We start from the raw sequence: 19549 nt of genomic DNA on the forward strand, positions 1-19549 counted from the left end.
TCTATAAAACAAGTAACTAAGGTTAATTTCAAATTGAAATTAACCTTTTTCAATTTGAAATTAACCTTTTTCATTTAAAAATGAATCATTAAACAAGAAATATTAACCTATAAATTAAAAAAATTATGCAATTAAAACAATCACAAAGACAGCAAGTAAAGCTCAGATTAGGGCTATCAGGAGCAAGCGGATTCGGAAAGACCAAATCAGCCTTATTATTAGCCTATGGAATGACACAGGATTGGAATAAAATAGCTGTCATAGATACAGAGAACTCCTCTGCTTCTTTATATTCAGACTTAGGAAATTATAATGTACTGGACTTAAAAGCTCCATATAGTCCTGAAAGATACATACAAGCCATAGAACTATGTGAGAAATCGGAAATTGAAGTTATTATCATTGATTCTGCAAGTCATGAATGGAATGGTACTGGGGGATGTCTTGATATTCATGAAAAACTGGGAGGTAGATTTCAGGATTGGGCTAATGTTACACCAAGACATCAGGCATTTATCAATAAGATATTACAGTCAACCTGCCATGTAATTACTACAACAAGAAGAAAAATGGATTATTCTCTTGATATTGGAAGTAATGGTAAAACACAAGTAGTAAAGCATGGAACTAAAGAGATTACGCGCGATGGCTTTGAATATGAGCTGACCATCAATTTTGAATTGGTGAATGAAAACCATTTAGCCAAAGCATCAAAGGATAGAACAGGGTTATTTATGAACAAACCTGAATTTGTAATTACTTCTGCCACTGGTCAATTGATATTGGAATGGTGTAATTCAGGAGCTACGCTTAAACAAAATTATCAAAATACCTTTACTGGTGGTTCTCGCTTTACTAAAGAGGACATTCTAAATAAAATCAGCACCAGTAACACTATTGCAGAATTGCTGGTAACATACAAGCAGTACCCTGAATATCAAGAAGAATTAAAGAATGAATATGAAGCTAGAAAATCATTCTTAATCAAACTGTCTAACCCTCAAAACTTTTCAAAAAATGGAAAATACAATTGATTTAATCGAACAACAAGAGAAACTGCAACTTTCTCCTGTACAGCATTCAGCACCAGTAAGCAATATAATTGATACTACTTTACTTAATATCTCTCAAAATGTATATCAAAGAAATAGCGAATTTTATCAAGAACAAGAACTACAATATGAGGACAAACCTTTTATTGAAGCCAATACACAGGAGATTAGTATTCATCACTTAAAGAATGACTGTATTATCCCAGTCTTCTCAAAAGACAATGAAAAGACCATAGCCCATCAAGAGTTTATAGATATTGCAGAAGACTGCGTTGGTAAGGTTTTCCCACATCATTCCTTTAATCAGCCTGAAATAAGGGTTTCACATCAAATTAAAGGCAGAACACCTGATGCTATCTACAAAAATGCTAAAGACTTATTAGACCATGAAAAGACCCAATATTTTGAAAGAATGGCTTTTATTATTAAAATTCCAAGTATTACCGATTCTATTAATGGAAATGAGTTATCATTAACAGTAGGTGGTGTAAGAGCCTATAATCAGGAGAATTTATATAATAAAAAGACATTTGAAAAATTTAAATTCTTTATTGGTTTCCAGAACAAAGTATGCTGTAATTTATGTGTTTGGAGTGATGGTTTTGTAGATGATTTGAGGGTTAGTTCCTATCAGGAATTGCAGAGTAAAATAATGAATACTTTAACTGAATATAATGCAGAGCAACACTTACTAGAGATGAAAGGATTTTCAGACCATTATTTAACTGAGCATCAGTTTGCACAGCTATTAGGAAAAACAAGACTATATCAGCATATCTCTAAAACTGAGAAGCACAGGTTGGGTATTCCCCAACTTACTTTTAATGACAGCCAGTTAAACACTATAGCAAAAGACTATTACGATGATGAGACTTTTTGTAAGAATGACAATGGAGATATTAACCTATGGAATGTCTACAATCTGTTTACACAGGCTAATAAGAGCAGTTATATAGATACATTTTTAGATAGAAATCTGAATGCCTTCGAATTTTCAAAAGGCATTCAGAAAACGCTCAATGGTAATTCTGGTTATCATTGGTTTTTGAGTTAGAGGAACTGCCCTATAGAAATATGGGGTGGTTTTATTTGTATATAAAAAAAATATTCTATTTTAGAGAAAAATTATTTACTATGAAGAGTAAACCGTCATTTTCAAATTTATTTGAAGGTTTAAGCGATGAGGATATTTTAAAAGCATTCACTGAAAGATTTAATTGCGATGGTGCTTTGTTAATTTATCTGGAAAACGATAATGAAAATGGTTTGGCAAGATGGGCAAATAAGAATGGTAAAAAATGGGTAAATGCGATAATGCCTGTTATTAAACAAAAACACTTAAACAAAAACATATAATTATGAAAGGAGGTGGAGGAGGTTCTCACAGTTATACTCGTGAAATCCAAAATTCGACAAAAGGAATCAGTTCAGCCAGTGGTGAAATTAATTGTAAGGATATACAATTTGATACTGATTTAAAAAATATCCAGCCAATTACAAAAACTTTAAAAGTTGGTGATATTTTAAGTATTGAAAAAAATGATTTAGGCTTAGTTGTAGCTCTTTATAATGGTAAATTATGTGGAATGCTTGATTCTTTGGCTGTTAGCAGCTTAATTAAATGCATTGACGCAGGCTTTATCTACAAAGGTTCAGTAGTTGAGCTACAAAGTACAAATTGTAAAGTAAAAGTTAGACATTATACTCCATAATAATATGCTTACAGTTGTTGGTGGAATCTACTTAGAAAATTGTTTTACTCCAATTTATTCTGAATTGTTTGGTTCAGCATTAAGAGCTACATGTGCATTGGGTAACAAAGGAATTGATATAGAACTTAAAGGTACAGTAGGTAAAGAGCATTTTAATGATTTGGTCTATAAATCAAAATTATACGGCTTCACTAATTCTGTAATTGAAAGTGATTTAAAAACTGTTGAGTTTTCTTATTTTACACCACTAACAAAACCAAATATTTATAATCTTCCGGATAAAAAAGAACATCTAAAGGTAAATGCAGATAATATTTTATATTATGGTATGATTGAGAATGACTGTGAAGTTGTAGGTAATTATGTAGTCTATGACCCTCAGAATCATATCGCATTTACTGAAACAAAATCTAAAGCACAACATTTAGCTATTATTTTGAATAAAAATGAGGCTCAAATGATATCTAAACGCTATGATGATGACTTAATTGATATAGGAAAGCAATTGAAGAAATCTGAAAATGCAGAAGTTGTTGTAATCAAAAATGGAGCAAAAGGAGCAATTGTTTTTTATAATGATTCTTACGAAATAATACCTGTTTTTGAAACCCATAAAGTATGGTCTATAGGGAGTGGCGATGTATTTTCCGCTGTATTTGCTTGGAAATGGATAGTGGAAAAACTTAATCCAATAGAAGCAGCAATGTTCGCTTCAAAATCTGTTGCTGATTTCTGTGAAACTCAGCAATTGCCATTAGTTGATTCAAATAATCGTCATAATCCTATTGTAAGTAAAGATATAAATAGAGTTTATATCGCTTCTCCGTTTTTTACAGTTAGTGATAAACTATTTGTAAACGAAATCAGAAATCTTTTGATTGAATTTGAAAATGAAGTTTTTTCGCCAATGCATGATTTAGGTCTATTAGATGACAAGACATCTAAAACACAAATGGATGAAGCCAGAAATAGGGATTTACTCGAGATAGAAAAGTGTGATACTATACTGGCAGTGCTTTCTGGGAATGATCCAGGAACAATTTTTGAAATCGGTTATGCAATAGCAAAAGGCAAACGTGTAATAATATTGGCTGAGAACTATAAGGAAGCTGATTTATTTATGTTCAAGGATATTAATTGCGAAATTACTGAAGATTTTACAACAGCTATATATAAATCATCTTGGTGAAAAAAGTATTCGTTGTTGTTGGATTAGGATTTGGAGATGAGGGGAAGGGTATCGCTACAGATTTTCTTTCATATAAATTTTCAAATTCTATTGTAGTAAGGTTTAATGGTGGACATCAAGCAGGGCATTGTGTTGTAAATAATCTGGGTGAGAAACACATTTTTTCAAATTTTGGTTCTGGGACAATGAGAGGATTACCAACATTCTGGTCTAAGCACTGTACATTTGCTCCTAATTTTTTTGTTGAAGAAGCTTTTCAATTAAATTTTGACTTTAATTTTTTTATTGACATTAATTCTCCAATAACAACACATTATGATGTATTATACAATAGAACAGTTGAATTAACATTAGATAAAGATAAGAGAAAAGGTAGTTGCGGAGTTGGATTCGGTGCTACTATAGAAAGAAACAAAACTTTGCCTTTCTGTTTTCAAGATATTTTAAATGAGGATAATTTAAAGAGTAAATTATCTGATATTAGAAATTTCTATAGAAATAAAATCAATATAGATACTTCCTTCAATTTTGATAATTTTAATCATGACTTAGAAGATAAATTATTCTGCCAAAATGTATCAAAAATAAGAAGCATGATTAGAGAAAGCAAAATTACAGTTATTAATAATTCAAAAGAAATTATTGATAATTGGGATAACATAATTTTCGAAGGTTCACAGGGAATTATGATAGACCAAAATTTTGGTACTAAACCTTTTATTACTAAAAGTAATACAACATCTCAGAATGTCTTTGATATATTAGGCAAAGAAAATCATTTTGACATTACCATTCTTTATGTAACAAGAGTGTATCAAACAAGACATGGTAATGGACCATTCAATATTTTGCATAACGATTTTGGACTTATAAATAACCACGACGAAACCAATGTTGAAAATGAATTTCAAGGTAAACCAAGAGCAAATTTTCTTAATATTGATGAATTAATTTACGCCATTGAATGTGATGAAAGATTTTCTACAAATTGTAAAAAAAGTATTCTTTTTACATGTTTAGATCATTTACAAAGTGAGGAAGTCTTTTTTTATAAAAATGGTAAACTTCAATGTGAGCATTATTCAAAATTACCCCAACATCTTAACAGAAATTTTGAGAACGTTTTGTTTAGCAAAAGTAATTTTTCGGAAAATATTTTTACATAAAATAACCTCTTGGACTGATCTATTTGAATTTTGTTATAAATTCTTCTTGAGTAAAGAGAAATTTGAGCTTCCAAATACAGAAGAAAATGCTGAAGCATTAAAAAATCTTCAGCAAATGGGCTATATTAAAAGAACATATTTACGAGATAAAGATTCAAAAATAACAGTCAGCTATCATGACTATTAGAAATGGAAAATCGATCTTCAAAACCGGGGACAGGTATTGTGGTCTTTAATCGATAAATTCATACAGGGAGGTGGATTATTCTTATCAACTTCAGGTTTACCAAGCTTTCTCCAAAGAGACAGATTCAGTAATTTGCCTGAACTGTCTAATTTGTCGGTGATTATAAAATCTTCTTTTTTCGGAGTATAACTTTTTAGGAACCATCTAAACCCTCCAGCAGTTAAAAATTCTTTATGGACCACATCCATGATGCTTTCGGGAAGCACACTAACTGTGCTTTGCCAGCGGCATACATGTTCTCAAAATGGGTTACCAGTTTACCTTCAATAGTATACTGACTGACAGGTTGAAGATAGATAACATTTCGGTTCCGTGCCCTGTTCATTCGATATATTTTAAGACTTCGCTCACTGGCTGAAATTTTCTCTAAATTACTGCTATGTACATGAAGGCTGTTGTCGTCTTTAGAAATGATCCCAATATAGTGATCCTTTACATCGAATTTTCAACAAAATGATAATATACCAAACGGGCTATAGATTTCCTATATTTTTCGCCTTCTAATGATAAGGCGTAATGTACATTATATAGATTACTTTGAAGGTATTTGTTGAACTGTTTTACAAAAATTAGCTTCATCACCTTTTCAGGCATCATTCGTTCTCTTCCAAATAATGAGTTAGATTGGCGTTCAAGACTCTTCAAACGTCCATAGTTGGAAATTGAATAAATCTCAAAACCTTCAATCAGCTTCCACTCTTCATCCTGAAGATTTTTTAAGGAAATATTATAAAGAACTTCTTTTACATATTGGTCTTCAAATTCTGAGGGTAGTTTCATGAGTTGAATAATTTTTTAATTTACATACCTATTTGTGCTTAATAAAATATTGATACGGTAAAAATAGAAATTATCATTAAAAAGTATATAATACGGTATTCCGTAATGTATGCACTTACAATATTTTTATTTTTATATTCCAACCTTTGAAAGAATTTTTGCATCTATAATATAATACGACATGTTCTGTCGCTTCGCAAGCATATCTTTGCTACAGAGCATCAAACCAGAGAGATATGATAAAAAAATGAAAAATAAATCAAAACATATTGAAAATTATGTTAAATTCGCAAAAAATTAAATAAAAACACAAAAATGAAAAAGAATTACTCTGCAAAACAAGTGCATTTTCTATGCATAGTTCTGGATAATCATCCAGTTACATCAACAATGTATATAAACTAACAATAATACAAGTATGAAAAAACTTTACATGGGTGCACTTATAGTGTGCACGACTGCTGTATTGTATTCTCAGGAAGTGGTTTGGCAAAAGGATATTAAATCCAATACGCAGGATTTCTTATCACAGGTCACTACAACAATTGACGGACAGTATTTAATTACAGGAAGCAGCATTCAGCCTTCCAAAGTATCAACACAAAACAAACAGAATAACGGTTACGATTTTCACTTGGTAAAATTGAACCAGCAGGGCGAGCAGGTCTTTGAAAAGTTCTTTGTTGGAAATAATCATGACTTCCTTTCTGCTAATGTACCTACACAGGAAGGCGGGAATTTATTAGCGGGAACTTCTTACAGCGGGAAGGGGCTGGATAAAAAAGATGAAAGTAACGGAGGTTCAGATATATGGCTCATAAAAATTAATGAGTTTGGAGACGAAATCTGGCAAAAAACAATTGGCTCTAAAGCTGATGAAGAAGCAAGATCAGTTATCCAAACCACAGATTTAGGATTTTTTGTTGCCGGAAATGTGCAAAACTCAGCTAAAGGCTATGGTTCCAAGGATATTTTAATTATCAAATTAGACAAGCACGGAAAAGAATTATCCCAATTAATCTTAGGTGGAAAAGGTTTGGATGAAGTAGAGAAAATGATTCCTACAAAAGATGGCGGTGCCTTGTTAGGCATCTATTCCAGAAGCAATGCCGGAGGCTCAAAGAAAACTGAAAACTTCGGAGAGGGTGATTATTGGATTATCAAACTTAATAAGGAAGGAAAAGTTGAATGGGAGAAAAACTTTGGAGGAAAAGGTGATGATCATTTGAGAACATTAGCTTTAACATCTACAGGATTCTTGATTGGTGGAGAATCTAGATCTGAGAGATCAGGAAATAAAATGGTTGGAATTGAAGAAGGAACCGATGTTTGGCTGATCTCGTTGAATGAAAGAGGTGATGAAATCTGGCAGAAATCCTACAATTTCAAAAACAGAGATGTTTTGATGGGTATGAGTGTTTTACATTCTGCCGATGATAAAACCTCCACTGGGATTTTGATAGGAGGCTACACGCAAGCTGAGGGGAAAATTCAAAGTGATGATGAAAAATTCTGGATGCTGTATTTGGATGGGAGCGGAAATGAACAATGGCGAAAATACGTAAAAGGTGAGTCTTCTCAAAGAGAAGAAAGACTTTCAGACATTAAGTTAAACAGGGATGGCTCGATCATTTTAGCAGGCACGAGTGCGGAGCAACTTGGCTCTGAAAATTGGAAGATTATAAAGCTAGGTGACAAGCAAATTGACCAATTGATTGTAAAACAAGACATCAAAATTTATCCAAATCCTGTATCAGATTATGCTTATGTAGAAATTGGGTTTGAGGGTTTGAGAGAGGGAGCGTTTGAGGCGGAAATTAATCTTTACGATATGAGTGGACGACAATTACAAAGTTTAAAAACCAAGAATAAAGTAACCAAAATCAATACGCAAAATCTAATTCAGGGAGCTTATTTAATTACCATAAAAACTGATACCAATAAAGCGGCTAATGCTAAATTGATTAAAAAATAAACACAACTTATGAAGAAAACAATTAAAATGATGAGTATTGGTTTGGGAATTGTTTCCTCAGCTCTTTATGCTCAAAACGATATAAACTTTGGGGATTTTCCCAAACCAGTGCCTTCGGTTTCATCTTTAGCCACTTATTCAAATGCTCCTGAATCTAATGCCTCAGGAATTCCGAGCATTACTTTACCTTTATTGACATTGCCTACCAGCAATAACAGCGTAAGTTTAAATACAGGCTTATCCTATAATCCTATGAATACTTCTGAATCTGAACCTGCGAGCCAGGTTGGTAACGGATGGTCGTTGTTTGCAGGAGGAGTCATTTCCAGAAGTATTGTTGGAGATATTGATGAAATGCATGATAATGCTAGTAGAAGTGATTATGAGAAAAATAATTTTGATGATATTTATTATTACAGTCTCCCCGGAGCTTCAGGAAAGTTAAGGTTTAAAAGAAATGTGCAAAACAACACTTTTGAGCTCGTTAACCTATCTTCAAATAAGATCAGAATCAATTATTTATCTGAAAGTAATACTGCTACTCTTATTGTAAAATCATTTACTATAACAGATACAAAGGGGATACAATATATTTTTAATGATTACAGCAGAAGTAACCAGAGACCGGATTCTAATACTCGTGGAGGAAGAGTTTATAAGTCTGCTTTCTTTTTAACTCAAATAAAAGATGCCAACAATATTGAGCTGGCCAATTTTTCTTATCAGAAAGATATAAAATATAAGGCCAATGGAACTACGCTTTCATATGAAACCTGCAAGTTAAAAACCATTACTTCTCCGGGATATGGAAAAATAGAGTTTGATAATGTGTATGAGTCCTCATTGGAAGGCACTATGAATGATCCTTATAAAGTAAATAAAGTTATTTTAAAAGATAATTACAATCATATTATTTCAGGGTATTCTTTTGAATATGTTAATGCTTTTAACAGAACATTAGACAAACTGAAAAAACTCAATAGAAATTCTATTGCCACTGAAACTACTGCATTTGAATATAGTACCGTTTCTTATGACAGCCCTTCTTATTATGGAATCGACCTAAGTTCTTTGTGCCCCGGTTATGCCACTGCATTACCAAATAATCCCGGAGTTTTAAAAAGAGTGATCAATCCTTCGGGAGGAGTTGTTGAATATAACTTCGAGCACCATCAGGTATATGTTAACAGAGCAGATCCTGCTTATCTTAATTCCATTATGGATGGGGATAATTATGTAGATTCGGCCGTGCAATATCTGGAACCAATAAGCGATATATTATATGATACCAATCATGCAACGGAATACTCATTTACCGTTACCGGAACCAAACCAAGAAAAATATTTATCGCATTTGGATATGATGAATTATTTACCCCTCCTTTATATTGGGATACCAATACCCCTCCTTATGTTGACTATCTTGTTAACAGTGGCGGACAGTTTCTTTTTGGAACGACATGCGGAGCCAATACCATTACAAGAGAGTTTTTCTTATCTCCGGGAACTTATAAATTAAGAGTTACGGGTTCCGGAGGAAGAGGGCTGGCGAATATATTTCAAATTGCCCACCTTCCGCTCCCACTAAAAAACACTGCTCAAATTGGAGGAGTAAGAATTGCCAATATAAAATACTATAATAGTAAAACAGACACTACTCCTGTAAAAACCACTAAATTCGAGTATAACAGTTTTTCAGACAGTAACACCTCTTCCGGATATGCTTTTTCTCCTGAAATAGATATGAATGGCAGCACTTATATACTTTATAAAAATGTTAAGATTACTAATACTGATGATGGGAACGGGTATGTGAAATATTATTATAAAACCCCTGATGATTATCCTCAAGTTCCCTATACTGTAGACGGAGTCAGTAAAATGTATTGGCCTTATTACGCCTTTACAAGCGGAGGACTATTAGATAAAAAAGAAGTTTATGATGCTCAGAATAAGCTGCTGGCATTAGAAAAAAGCGAATATACATTTGCGGATATTCCCGGAACTGCAGACTACTCTGTTTTTGAAGACATCTATTCTAAATTGGGATGGCTGAAGAAAATTGTGAATACTTCAACTTCTTACTTTGAAAATAACCAAAGCTTAGAAGAGCAGGCTGAAACTAATTTCAGTGAATATAATTTCGAAATGTCATCTACTAAAAAAATATCAGATGGCAGTACTGTAGAACAGTTTTATACTTATCCGGAAACCGGATATTCTAATCTCTCCAGTGCTCATATTATGAGTGTTCCTGTAGTAATTCAGGAAAAAAATGATGGGAAACTGGTTTCTAAAACAGAAACGAAATTTGATAATCCAAGCTCTACTTTTCCTACCTCTGTAGTTACTTCCAATATCAATGATAACTCAACAAAAGCCATTACTATTAACCAATATGATGATAGAGGGAATATTGTTCAGTTTACATCTGCTGTAGGCATTCCTTCGGCTGTTGTATATGGTTGTGACAAAACAAAGCCTCTTGCTAAAATTGAAGGCGCAACCTATGCACAGGTTTCATCACTGATACAACCAATCATTGATGCCTCCAATGCAGATGCAGCAGATCCGTCAAAGGAAGGCTTACTTCTTATAGCGTTAGATAATTTCAGAAAACTGGATCAGTTAAAAAGTTTCCAAATTACTACTTATACTTATGATCCGCTGATCGGAAGCACCACTGCAACCCAACCCAACGGAATGAGAGAAATTTATAAATATGACACCAGCAACAGGCTTGAAAAAGTGGTTGACATGAATGGAGTTACATTAAAAGAATACAAGTATAATTACAAAAACTAACACACGATGAAAAAAATACTATTAATAACTAATTTTCTGTTAGTTGGTTTTACCTATGCACAATCCGGGCTTAGCACAACAGAAAACTATGTATACGAAAAAAACTGTTTAACGGAAGACTGCTCGAAGAAAGTAGAAAATGTAAAATATTTTGACGGTCTTGGAAGGCTGAAACAAAACATATCCTTAAAAGCAACACCCGCCGGAAAAGACATTGCTCTCCCTGTAGAATATGACAGTTACGGAAGACAGATAAAAGAATATCTTGCCATTCCTCAGACAGGAACGCAGGATGGGGCAATGTACCCTGATCCGCTTTCCAATGCTATTGCTGTATATGGCAATGAGAAGATCTATACTGAAAAAACGTTTGAGGCTTCACCATTAGATAAGGTTTTACAACAAAAACAATTAGGAAATGCATGGTCTGCTCACCCTGTGAACTTCTCATACTCTGCCAATACTGCCAATGAAGTAAAAAAATATACTGTCGAAACTACATGGCAGGAAGGAAGAACAAACAGTGAACTGAGTATTTCAGGAAATTATCTTGCCAATTCATTATTCAAATCTACCGTTATCGATGAAGACGGTAACAGCAGTATTGAATTTAAAAACAAAAAAGGGCAGACTGTCTTAATCAGAAAAAAAGACGGGACTCAAAATGTTGACACTTATTATGTGTATAATGAATATAACCAGTTGGCATATACCATTCCTCCACTGGCTTCTCAGCCAGGGTTAGTAGATGACACAACGCTTAATAATCTTTGTTATCAATACAGATATGACGGCTGGAACCGTGCTGTAGAAAAGAAACTTCCCGGAAAAGGCTGGGAATACATGCTGTATGATAAACAAAACAGATTGGTTGGAAGTCAGGATACGGTTTTAAAGGCTAAAGGACAGTGGATTTACACCAAGTATGACCAATTCGGAAGAGTGGCTATATCCGGAATCTCAACGGGATATGATAGAAGTGTAGAGCAGGCAGAAATAGATGGATTGGGAGCTAATAATGTCAACAGATTGACTACAGCACCATTTAACAGACAAGGGGTAGATGTTTATTATGGAAATCAAGATATAACCTATCCTAATTCTACTAAATGGGTGACATTATTATCTTTGAATTATTATGACACCTATCCGCCTTACAGTTTTAATCCGTCATTTCCTCCTAATGCTTTAACAGATAATTCTACAGGAAATAATACAAGCACAAAAAGTCTTTCTGTAATGAGTCTGATAAAGAATATTGAAGATGATAACTGGACAAAAAACTATAATTATTATGATGCCAAAGGAAGAGTTTTAGAAACCTATTCTATCAACCATTTGGGAGGATACACTAAAACAGACCTTACGGTGGATTTTGCGGGAGTACCACAAAAAACAGAAATGTATCATGTAAGAAAACAAGGTGAAGTAGGAGTAACGATTAAAGAACGTTTTGATTATGATCTTCAAAACAGACTGTTGAAGCATTGGCATCAGGTAGGCAGTAAACCTGAGCAGCTTTTGGTTGAAAATTCATATAATGAATTATCACAGCTTACCAATAAAAAAGTAGGAAACAATCTTCAAAGTATAGATTATGCTTACAATATAAGAGGTTTGGTAACTGATGTTAACAAAAACCAGATGGGATTAGCCGATTTGGGAGGAAAGCTGTTTTCATATAGAATTAAATACAACCAAAAAGAAGGAATCACCAATCCTGATTCGGGATTGTTTCCTGATAAAAATGTAATTCCTAAATACAATGGGAATATTACAGAGGTAGACTGGAGAGCAGTTGAAACGATAGGTTCCAATCCATCCTTTACTCCAAAAAGATATGGTTATGCTTATGATGGTTTGAATAGAGTTACCGCCGGATATTATCAGAATCCCAATAATCCGTATAGTAAAGAAAATACAGAATCTATTGATTATGATCTCAACGGAAATATCTCAAAGCTCTACAGGACTGCTATATTGGAAGGCGGAACCAATACTGCAACAGTAATCGATAGATTATCTTACAGCTATATAGGAAATCAAATAACAAATATTAATGATGCCTCTCAAAACTCTACTGGATATGAAGGTGGAGGAAACATGATCTCTTATGATGTCAACGGGAATATGACAACAATGCCTGACAAAAGTATTTCTTCTATAAAATATAACTATCTGAATCTTCCTAATTACTTACATGTCAATAAGAACAGCATTGAAGATGTTACTATTAATACCAAATATAGAGCAGATGGAACTAAGCTAACAAAGGAAAATACTACTGTTTTAATAGGAGTTGCAGGACCTACAACAACCAAAAGAACTACAGATTATCTGGATGGTTTCCAGTATTTTAAATTAGAAAATATCAACGGCGGAGGGTCTTCGGAAATGCTAATGAGCAATTCATTATCTATCAAAGCCATGCAACCGCAGATATTCAGTCTTGATGGTCCTGTCGTTACCGATCCAACAATTGACCCTCCCTTTGGAGGTGGAGGTATTATTGTAGATGTAAAGACTGAAGATCTGCAGTTTTTTCCAACGTCAGAAGGTTTTTATGATTATCAGAAAGATCAGTATATTTACCAGTATAAAGATCATTTAGGAAATGTAAGAATAAGTTTCGCAAGAAACAGCACAGGAGCTCTTGAAATCACCGATAAAAATGATTACTATCCCTTTGGGATGAATCATCTAAAGACGGGTACAGCATTCTTTGGATTAGGAATTTATCAAAACTATAAGTATAATGATAAAGAACTTCAGGAAACAGGAATGTACAGTTACGGATGGCGAGATTATATGCCGGATATAGGAAGATGGAACGGTATTGATCAGCTTGCTGAAAAATATCTTTCTACAAGTACGTATGCGTATGTAGCTAATAATCCTATTTCATTATCTGATGTAGACGGAAGATGGTTTGATCAAGATGGACATATCATCAATACTTCCGGACAGACAATGGAAATCGTACGAAAAAAATTGCTGAATAATTTTGTAGGACGCGATGCTGATGAAGGGGGTGGCGGAGATATAATAAACTTTAATAATGCGGCTGCTTTTGGTTTATTACAAGATATATTAACAAAAGATGGCGGAATTGGGGCAATGTTTTCTTTAGTAGAGCAATTAAAAAAAGCTGGATTTAATGATCCTGCAAAAGATAAAGCTAAATATACAGATAAAGATATACTACTTGAAAAAATCCCGGCTTTAAATGATTTGTTCAGAATGGTGGATCCTAGTTTCTCAGAAGATCCTACGATCAATTCACCAGGTTTAACAAGAGGGACCAATATTTCTTTAAATATGAATAATATATCAAATGTACTTCATTATGTCTTTACATTAGGACATGAAATGAACCATGTATTTGCTAACAGGTTTTTTAAGGATAGTTTTAATCAAATAACACATACTTCAAGTAATAGTACCAGAGGATTTAATTTTTTCCAAGAAACGATGGGGCTTGGATGGGAAATGCAAATGGGTAGTACAAAATGGTGTGGCTTTTCAGGTCTTGAAGCAGCTTCATATTATTATAATATAAAGAACTTAGGATCAGGATATGACCAAACAGTTATTGACAGAGTTAGCGGATACTGGAATCAATTAAAAAGCGAATGGAACAGTATTTATAATCAAAAATTAAAACAACTTAATAAATAGAAATGAAAAATATTTTTTTTATAATTATACTTTTTTTTAGTAGTATTTCTTATGCACAAATCAGATTAGAATTTAAACTAGATTTCAATTCTAAAATAGCTGATGTAACAATAATTAATAATTCATCAGAAAACTATGTTTTTCCATTAGATATAAATAATTTACGTCCGTATGAACCTGAATGTGCAAATTATCAAGAGTATGAGGATAGTTTTCCAAGTCTAGGATTGATGTTAATGATTGAAAATCAAAATGATATGAAATTACTAACTTATTATGTTGAAGACTATGTTGACCCAATAAAATTCGACTCTATAACGAAAGAATATAAAAAGAAAAAATCAGTTTATGATGATTCAATGGAAAAATGGAAAAAATTAAATAAAATAAAAAAAATTAAAGATGCAAAAATAAATTATAATATTATGAATAATCTTATTTTTTTAAAACCAAAAGAAAAAATAAATTATAAACTAGCTGTTAATACTAATAATATTACTAATCAAAATTTTAAGGCTTATTCCTACTTATATAATTCATCTGAATCATATAAATATTATGTAGAATATTGCAATGCTTCAAAAGCATATGAATATTTAACAAGAAAACAGAAGAAAAAAATAAAAGGAAAAGGATATAAATTGTTTTTTGGAACATTAAAGTCAAATATATTTTATAATAAAGTGAAATAGTATAAACGGCAATGTTCCAAAGCTAGTGATGAGAACAAATCAGGTAATGTTTCAAAGTTAGTGATGATAACATTTTCAAACACTAACTCATTGAAAATCAAATAAAATTTTAACCAATAAATTCAAAAACCAGAGTATAAATTATCTACTCTGGTTTATTTTTGTCGAAAAAAACATATTTAAATGATTGAGAATCATACCAATTGTTTCAGAGTTAGTGATGAAAAAGTTTTAGAAATAATAATTATATTTACCTACAAATAGAACAACTAGGAATATAAAAGTTTCTTATACAGGAAACAATGCAGGCGTTCTTCAGACTACAGATACCAATAACTTTTACCCATTTGGATATTTTGGCGAATATGTATCATACTCATGGGAGTCCAGAATAGGAAATACAGCAATATCTGATGCTTGGAAATATACTTATAGTAAACACGGGGCTGAAAATATACCAGCTCTATTTAGATATCCTCAAAATGCAATTAACCAAGTCCAACAAAATTTGGGAGTTTTAATGAGTGCGTATAATAAATTTTATAACAATTTGAAAAAATAATTTAAAAATGAAAAAATTACTGTTATTATTAATATTATCTCTTAATACATTATATAATTCACAAATTAAATTGCATTTTTCTGTTCAAAAAAAAATAAGTTCTGGAAAGTACTTATTAAAATTAACATTATTTAATGAGACAAATGATTTTTATGCATTACCACTTGACAAAAGTGGTTTTAAAGCCTATTATTCATCCGAATATTGTGAGGATCAAAATAATATTAATTCTTCTTATAGGTATTTCTCTCCAACTATAATGATTAAAGAAACTTCTAAAAATGAATTTTTAGAGGCCTCAAGCAGAATGCTCGATATAGTCGATGATCAACATGATAGTTATATGAGAAAAGTAGAACTTAATAAAAAAGATAAAGAAAAGAAACTTTTCAATTGGATGTATAAAAATGACATTGATAATCTATTGTGTGCACAGAAAAATTTTTATTTGATGAATAATATACTGATGCTTAAACCAAAAGAGAATGTTAGTTATAATATAGAATTAGATGTCAATGAAATTTTGCGCTCTGATGTGTCAACGACTTATGATTACTATATTCTAGGGTTTAATAATTACTCGCTCTCATTGGATATATGTATTGAAAAAAATATTTATTTAGATTTAACAAAAGAACAAAAGATAAAATTGAAAAAATATAAATTGTTTAGTGGTATTATAAAAAGTAATAATTTTTCCTTTGATGCATACAAGTAATAACGGGGTAATGTTCCAAAGATTACTAGTGATGAGAACATTTTCAAACACTAAATCATTGAGATTCAAATAAAATTTAAAACAATAAATTTAAAAACCAGAGTAGAAATTATCTACTCTGGTTTATTTTTGTCGAAAAAAACATATTTAAATGATTGAGAATCATACCAAGTGTTGCTGAATTAGTGATAAAAAATATATAAATAATAATTATATTTAAAATAGACCAAGATTGCAAGCCCACAAGAATGTGGAATGATCTCTATCAAAAGATTTTTTATTTCCAATCAACGATTATTTGAAATGATTATTTAGTAAAGTACTACAAAACTATTGTTTACCGATCTTTATAAAAGATCCACTTTCAAGAAATTCCATTCTTATCACTTTTTTCTTTTTTTATTTTCCTAAAAAATTTTCTAGAAAAAAAATTTACATCATTTATTTATACGTAATTCCCCTTATTCTGTAAACCCAGACGAATTCTGAGGAGGAATCATCCCCCGCCGGTAAGGTAAGATAACAAAAATTTCGCAGGCAGTAAATACAATCAAGGTGATAGCTGACGTACTATTCTCCTCAGAAATCTTGTGCTTTCTCTACAGGTATTATATCTAACTCAAAAATCAAAAACAATGGTAACAATTATCAATTACAAACAAAGACAAAAAGAAGACGGAACTTCATTCTACATTTTAGAAGTTCAAGGAGGTATTGAAATGGTTATGAGCCAGACAACAAACCAGTTCTATGCTACATCTAAAAAGGCTTCTATCACATCAACATTTGACGAACTTACTTGTCAGGCTCTGATAGGAACACAAATGCAGGGTAGTATCATTAAACAGGAGTGTGAACCTTACGAATACACTGTTAAAGACACTGGAGAAGTGATATTACTTAATCATAGATTTATGTATTCTCCACAAGAACAGGGAGAAATGAATTTAAATCGTAAACCACCAGTAAAGGATGATTTTATTACTGGTATTGAAGAATTTTCAAGAAATGGAAAACATACATTAGCAGGAGTACAATAGCTTCATTCAATATATAAAGTGCCAAAGTGACGAATGTTTGCAAAACTTTAAAATTTCAGAATCCAAAATCTGCTTACCTCAAACAAAGTGTAATTTATGGAAATGAGAAAAAATTAGTTTTCAAATATTTCGGCACTTTGGCACTTTTTTAATCTTAAATATTACAATTATATGAACCCTTTAATGGAAATATCGGTAAGCTATACTACCAGTAATCAAGAAAAAGTAAGAATAACAAGCAATAAAGAAGCCTACGAATTAATTATTAAAAATTGGAATTTGGATATAATTGAATTTCAGGAAGAATGCAAGGTGGTTCTAATGAATAAAGGAAACTTTGTTTTAGGAATTTACGAAGTTTCTAAAGGCGGTATAGACAGTTCAGTAGTAGATATACGAATCATCTTAGGTGTAGCCCTTAAATGCCATGCTACACAACTGATACTGGTACACAATCATCCAAGCGGAAATCTTAACCCAAGCAGTTCAGATGAAAAAATTACAGAAAGTTTGCAAAAAGCATGTAAACTATTGAATTTATCACTTTTAGACCATCTGATTATCACCAGTAGCGATTATTATAGTTTTAATGAGAAAAATAGTTTTTAGAATTGTATATTTTAAGGTTATTGAGTTCATTATGTGTATATACTCCGGCACATTTAAACTTAATTTATACTATATTCTATAATTTAAATTCCTTCCAGATTAGTATTAATAGCTGAAATTTATTCTTTCGGCAACTCAAAATCCAAGAACTCTTTCATTGGAATTTCTAAGGCCTCACTAATTCTATGTAATTGATAAAGCGTAATATTAGTTCTACCAGATTCCATTCTGGAAATATTTGTAACATCCATTTTACCTCCTAATTCAATGATTTTAACGGTTAGTTGTATTTGAGTACAACCCTCTTTCAGCCTAAGCTCTCTAATCTTAGCTCCGACTAATTTCTGCAACTCTTTTAATTCCATTATTGACATATTTGGCAATATCAAAGGAAAAGGTTAAGTTTGCTGAGTGTAATGCCATATATGACAAGTTTAAATTTTAAAAATATTACTATGAAAAAACTATTATTTATTACTGTTCTACTTGTTTCAATTTCAGTATTTGGTCAACAGGGTGTAGACTCCGTTTATGTTTCTCAATACAACAAAGAATATGATGAACAGGGATTTTTTTATGCTATGTCTTCTCTTGATGGCAAAAAATATTACTTGAAAATTGAGAAAACTCAAAAGCTCTTTGATACAACCACCATGACAGCAGACGTCTGGGTGAAGCTATATAATTCTTCTAAAACAAAAAGCAAAAATGAAAAATTAACAAAAACCGGAAGAGGGTATTTTCTGGAATACATGAGTTTTGACTGTATTGGGAAAATGTATAGTAGGGGAGAAATTTTGCAATATGATTCCCAAGGAAAATTAATCAATACCAATAATCGATTTTTCCATGTTACCAGGAAAGTTGTACCAAGAACAGTAAATGAAGGATTATATGAAGCTGTTTGTCGTAAAACCAATTAATTCATAATATGAAATATCTTTTACTGGTAATAGCAATACCTCTTGTTTTATTTGTTTCTATATTCCTGAGTCTTGTTTTAGGGAGTCTTATTCGACATATTAACGAAGGAGATCGCTTTAAAAGCCCTTTAGACGATCATAGACCAATGCCAATATCTCTTAAAGACAAAGAATTCCGGAAAACCTTATTAACAGGTTTCTTTGTCTATTTTACTTTATTAATCATTGCGAAATACCTATCGGCAGAGTAAGTGAAACAGAGATCATAAAGTATAATCTATACCAAGCATCAACCACCTCAAAGCAGGTAGCTTTTTATTACTCCAAAATCGAAGATATGAAACCAACAATACCATTCAGAATAGGTTATCAGCATGATAACTGGGAATTAAATTTAATAA

The 19549-nt window shown here is 32.0% G+C and carries 16 protein-coding genes; 14 read left to right on the forward strand and 2 right to left on the reverse strand.

Going from position 1 to position 19549, the window contains the following annotated elements; translation table 11 throughout:
• Nucleotides 1-125 precede the first annotated feature (125 nt).
• From A0O34_RS05155 to A0O34_RS05180, 6 genes are all read left to right on the forward strand, one after another.
• Complete coding sequence (locus A0O34_RS05155; protein WP_066752090.1) at nt 126-1034, forward strand: AAA family ATPase; 909 nt, start codon at nt 126-128, stop codon at nt 1032-1034.
• On the forward strand, nt 1018-2106 hold the full coding sequence (locus A0O34_RS05160) for a DUF3871 family protein (RefSeq protein WP_082891099.1): 1089 nt from the start codon (nt 1018-1020) through the stop codon (nt 2104-2106). The genes A0O34_RS05155 and A0O34_RS05160 overlap by 17 nt, the downstream gene beginning before the upstream one ends.
• A gap of 80 nt (nt 2107-2186) precedes the next feature.
• A complete protein-coding gene (locus tag A0O34_RS05165) occupies nt 2187-2408 on the forward strand; it encodes a hypothetical protein (RefSeq protein WP_157885954.1) in 222 nt (73 codons plus the stop codon).
• 2 nt (nt 2409-2410) lie between these two features.
• Nucleotides 2411-2764, forward strand: coding sequence for a hypothetical protein (locus A0O34_RS05170; protein WP_066752095.1), 354 nt, complete (start codon nt 2411-2413; stop codon nt 2762-2764).
• A gap of 4 nt (nt 2765-2768) precedes the next feature.
• A complete protein-coding gene (locus A0O34_RS05175; RefSeq protein WP_066752104.1) occupies nt 2769-3953 on the forward strand; it encodes a PfkB family carbohydrate kinase in 1185 nt (394 codons plus the stop codon).
• On the forward strand, nt 3950-5119 hold the full coding sequence (locus A0O34_RS05180; protein WP_066752107.1) for an adenylosuccinate synthetase: 1170 nt from the start codon (nt 3950-3952) through the stop codon (nt 5117-5119). Before A0O34_RS05175 ends, A0O34_RS05180 begins: the two co-directional genes overlap by 4 nt.
• Nucleotides 5120-5798: 679 nt before the next feature.
• Here A0O34_RS05180 and A0O34_RS05190 read toward each other — a convergent pair.
• Nucleotides 5799-6146, reverse strand: coding sequence for an NUMOD4 domain-containing protein (locus A0O34_RS05190; protein ID WP_066752113.1), 348 nt, complete (start codon nt 6144-6146; stop codon nt 5799-5801).
• 418 nt (nt 6147-6564) lie between these two features.
• Between A0O34_RS05190 and A0O34_RS05195 the strand changes: the two genes are divergently transcribed.
• The 7 genes from A0O34_RS05195 (at nt 6565) to A0O34_RS05225 (ending at nt 18225) form a co-directional block, all read left to right on the forward strand.
• Nucleotides 6565-8121, forward strand: coding sequence for a T9SS type A sorting domain-containing protein (locus A0O34_RS05195; RefSeq protein WP_066752116.1), 1557 nt, complete (start codon nt 6565-6567; stop codon nt 8119-8121).
• A gap of 9 nt (nt 8122-8130) precedes the next feature.
• Nucleotides 8131-10926, forward strand: a complete 2796-nt coding sequence (locus A0O34_RS05200) for a hypothetical protein (protein WP_066752121.1) — start codon at nt 8131-8133, stop codon at nt 10924-10926.
• Between the two features lie 6 nt (nt 10927-10932).
• On the forward strand, nt 10933-14604 hold the full coding sequence (locus tag A0O34_RS05205) for a DUF6443 domain-containing protein (protein WP_066752125.1): 3672 nt from the start codon (nt 10933-10935) through the stop codon (nt 14602-14604).
• A 2-nt stretch (nt 14605-14606) separates the two neighbouring features.
• Nucleotides 14607-15296 (forward strand): hypothetical protein, encoded by a 690-nt coding sequence (locus A0O34_RS05210; RefSeq protein WP_066752127.1) that lies wholly within the window; start codon nt 14607-14609, stop codon nt 15294-15296.
• 569 nt (nt 15297-15865) lie between these two features.
• Nucleotides 15866-16576, forward strand: a complete 711-nt coding sequence (locus A0O34_RS05215) for a hypothetical protein (protein WP_066752129.1) — start codon at nt 15866-15868, stop codon at nt 16574-16576.
• A gap of 635 nt (nt 16577-17211) precedes the next feature.
• On the forward strand, nt 17212-17616 hold the full coding sequence (locus A0O34_RS05220) for a hypothetical protein (protein ID WP_066752131.1): 405 nt from the start codon (nt 17212-17214) through the stop codon (nt 17614-17616).
• Between the two features lie 171 nt (nt 17617-17787).
• Nucleotides 17788-18225 carry a JAB domain-containing protein gene (locus tag A0O34_RS05225; RefSeq protein WP_066752133.1) on the forward strand — a complete coding sequence of 146 codons (438 nt, stop codon included), beginning with the start codon at nt 17788-17790 and terminating at the stop codon, nt 18223-18225.
• A 119-nt stretch (nt 18226-18344) separates the two neighbouring features.
• Here the strand turns inward: A0O34_RS05225 and A0O34_RS05230 are convergent, their stop codons facing one another.
• Nucleotides 18345-18590, reverse strand: coding sequence for a helix-turn-helix domain-containing protein (locus tag A0O34_RS05230; RefSeq protein WP_066759514.1), 246 nt, complete (start codon nt 18588-18590; stop codon nt 18345-18347).
• Nucleotides 18591-18680: 90 nt separating this feature from the next.
• Between A0O34_RS05230 and A0O34_RS05235 the strand changes: the two genes are divergently transcribed.
• Nucleotides 18681-19148, forward strand: a complete 468-nt coding sequence (locus A0O34_RS05235) for a hypothetical protein (RefSeq protein ID WP_157885955.1) — start codon at nt 18681-18683, stop codon at nt 19146-19148.
• Nucleotides 19149-19549: the final 401 nt, after the last annotated feature.

The sequence above is a fragment of the Chryseobacterium glaciei genome, assembly GCF_001648155.1.
GTDB classification, from domain to species: domain Bacteria; phylum Bacteroidota; class Bacteroidia; order Flavobacteriales; family Weeksellaceae; genus Chryseobacterium; species Chryseobacterium glaciei.

Excerpts from the sequence above, each read along its gene's own strand:
- A0O34_RS05155 (WP_066752090.1), top strand. The coding sequence starts at position 126 with ATGCAATTAAAACAATCACAAAGACAGCAAGTAAAGCTCAGATTAGGG.
- A0O34_RS05160 (WP_082891099.1), top strand. The coding sequence starts at position 1,018 with ATGGAAAATACAATTGATTTAATCGAACAACAAGAGAAACTGCAACTT.
- A0O34_RS05165 (WP_157885954.1), top strand. The coding sequence starts at position 2,187 with ATGAAGAGTAAACCGTCATTTTCAAATTTATTTGAAGGTTTAAGCGAT.
- A0O34_RS05170 (WP_066752095.1), top strand. The coding sequence starts at position 2,411 with ATGAAAGGAGGTGGAGGAGGTTCTCACAGTTATACTCGTGAAATCCAA.
- A0O34_RS05175 (WP_066752104.1), top strand. The coding sequence starts at position 2,769 with ATGCTTACAGTTGTTGGTGGAATCTACTTAGAAAATTGTTTTACTCCA.
- A0O34_RS05190 (WP_066752113.1), bottom strand. The coding sequence starts at position 6,146 with ATGAAACTACCCTCAGAATTTGAAGACCAATATGTAAAAGAAGTTCTT.
- A0O34_RS05195 (WP_066752116.1), top strand. The coding sequence starts at position 6,565 with ATGAAAAAACTTTACATGGGTGCACTTATAGTGTGCACGACTGCTGTA.
- A0O34_RS05200 (WP_066752121.1), top strand. The coding sequence starts at position 8,131 with ATGAAGAAAACAATTAAAATGATGAGTATTGGTTTGGGAATTGTTTCC.
- A0O34_RS05205 (WP_066752125.1), top strand. The coding sequence starts at position 10,933 with ATGAAAAAAATACTATTAATAACTAATTTTCTGTTAGTTGGTTTTACC.
- A0O34_RS05210 (WP_066752127.1), top strand. The coding sequence starts at position 14,607 with ATGAAAAATATTTTTTTTATAATTATACTTTTTTTTAGTAGTATTTCT.
- A0O34_RS05215 (WP_066752129.1), top strand. The coding sequence starts at position 15,866 with ATGAAAAAATTACTGTTATTATTAATATTATCTCTTAATACATTATAT.
- A0O34_RS05220 (WP_066752131.1), top strand. The coding sequence starts at position 17,212 with ATGGTAACAATTATCAATTACAAACAAAGACAAAAAGAAGACGGAACT.
- A0O34_RS05225 (WP_066752133.1), top strand. The coding sequence starts at position 17,788 with ATGAACCCTTTAATGGAAATATCGGTAAGCTATACTACCAGTAATCAA.
- A0O34_RS05230 (WP_066759514.1), bottom strand. The coding sequence starts at position 18,590 with ATGGAATTAAAAGAGTTGCAGAAATTAGTCGGAGCTAAGATTAGAGAG.
- A0O34_RS05235 (WP_157885955.1), top strand. The coding sequence starts at position 18,681 with ATGAAAAAACTATTATTTATTACTGTTCTACTTGTTTCAATTTCAGTA.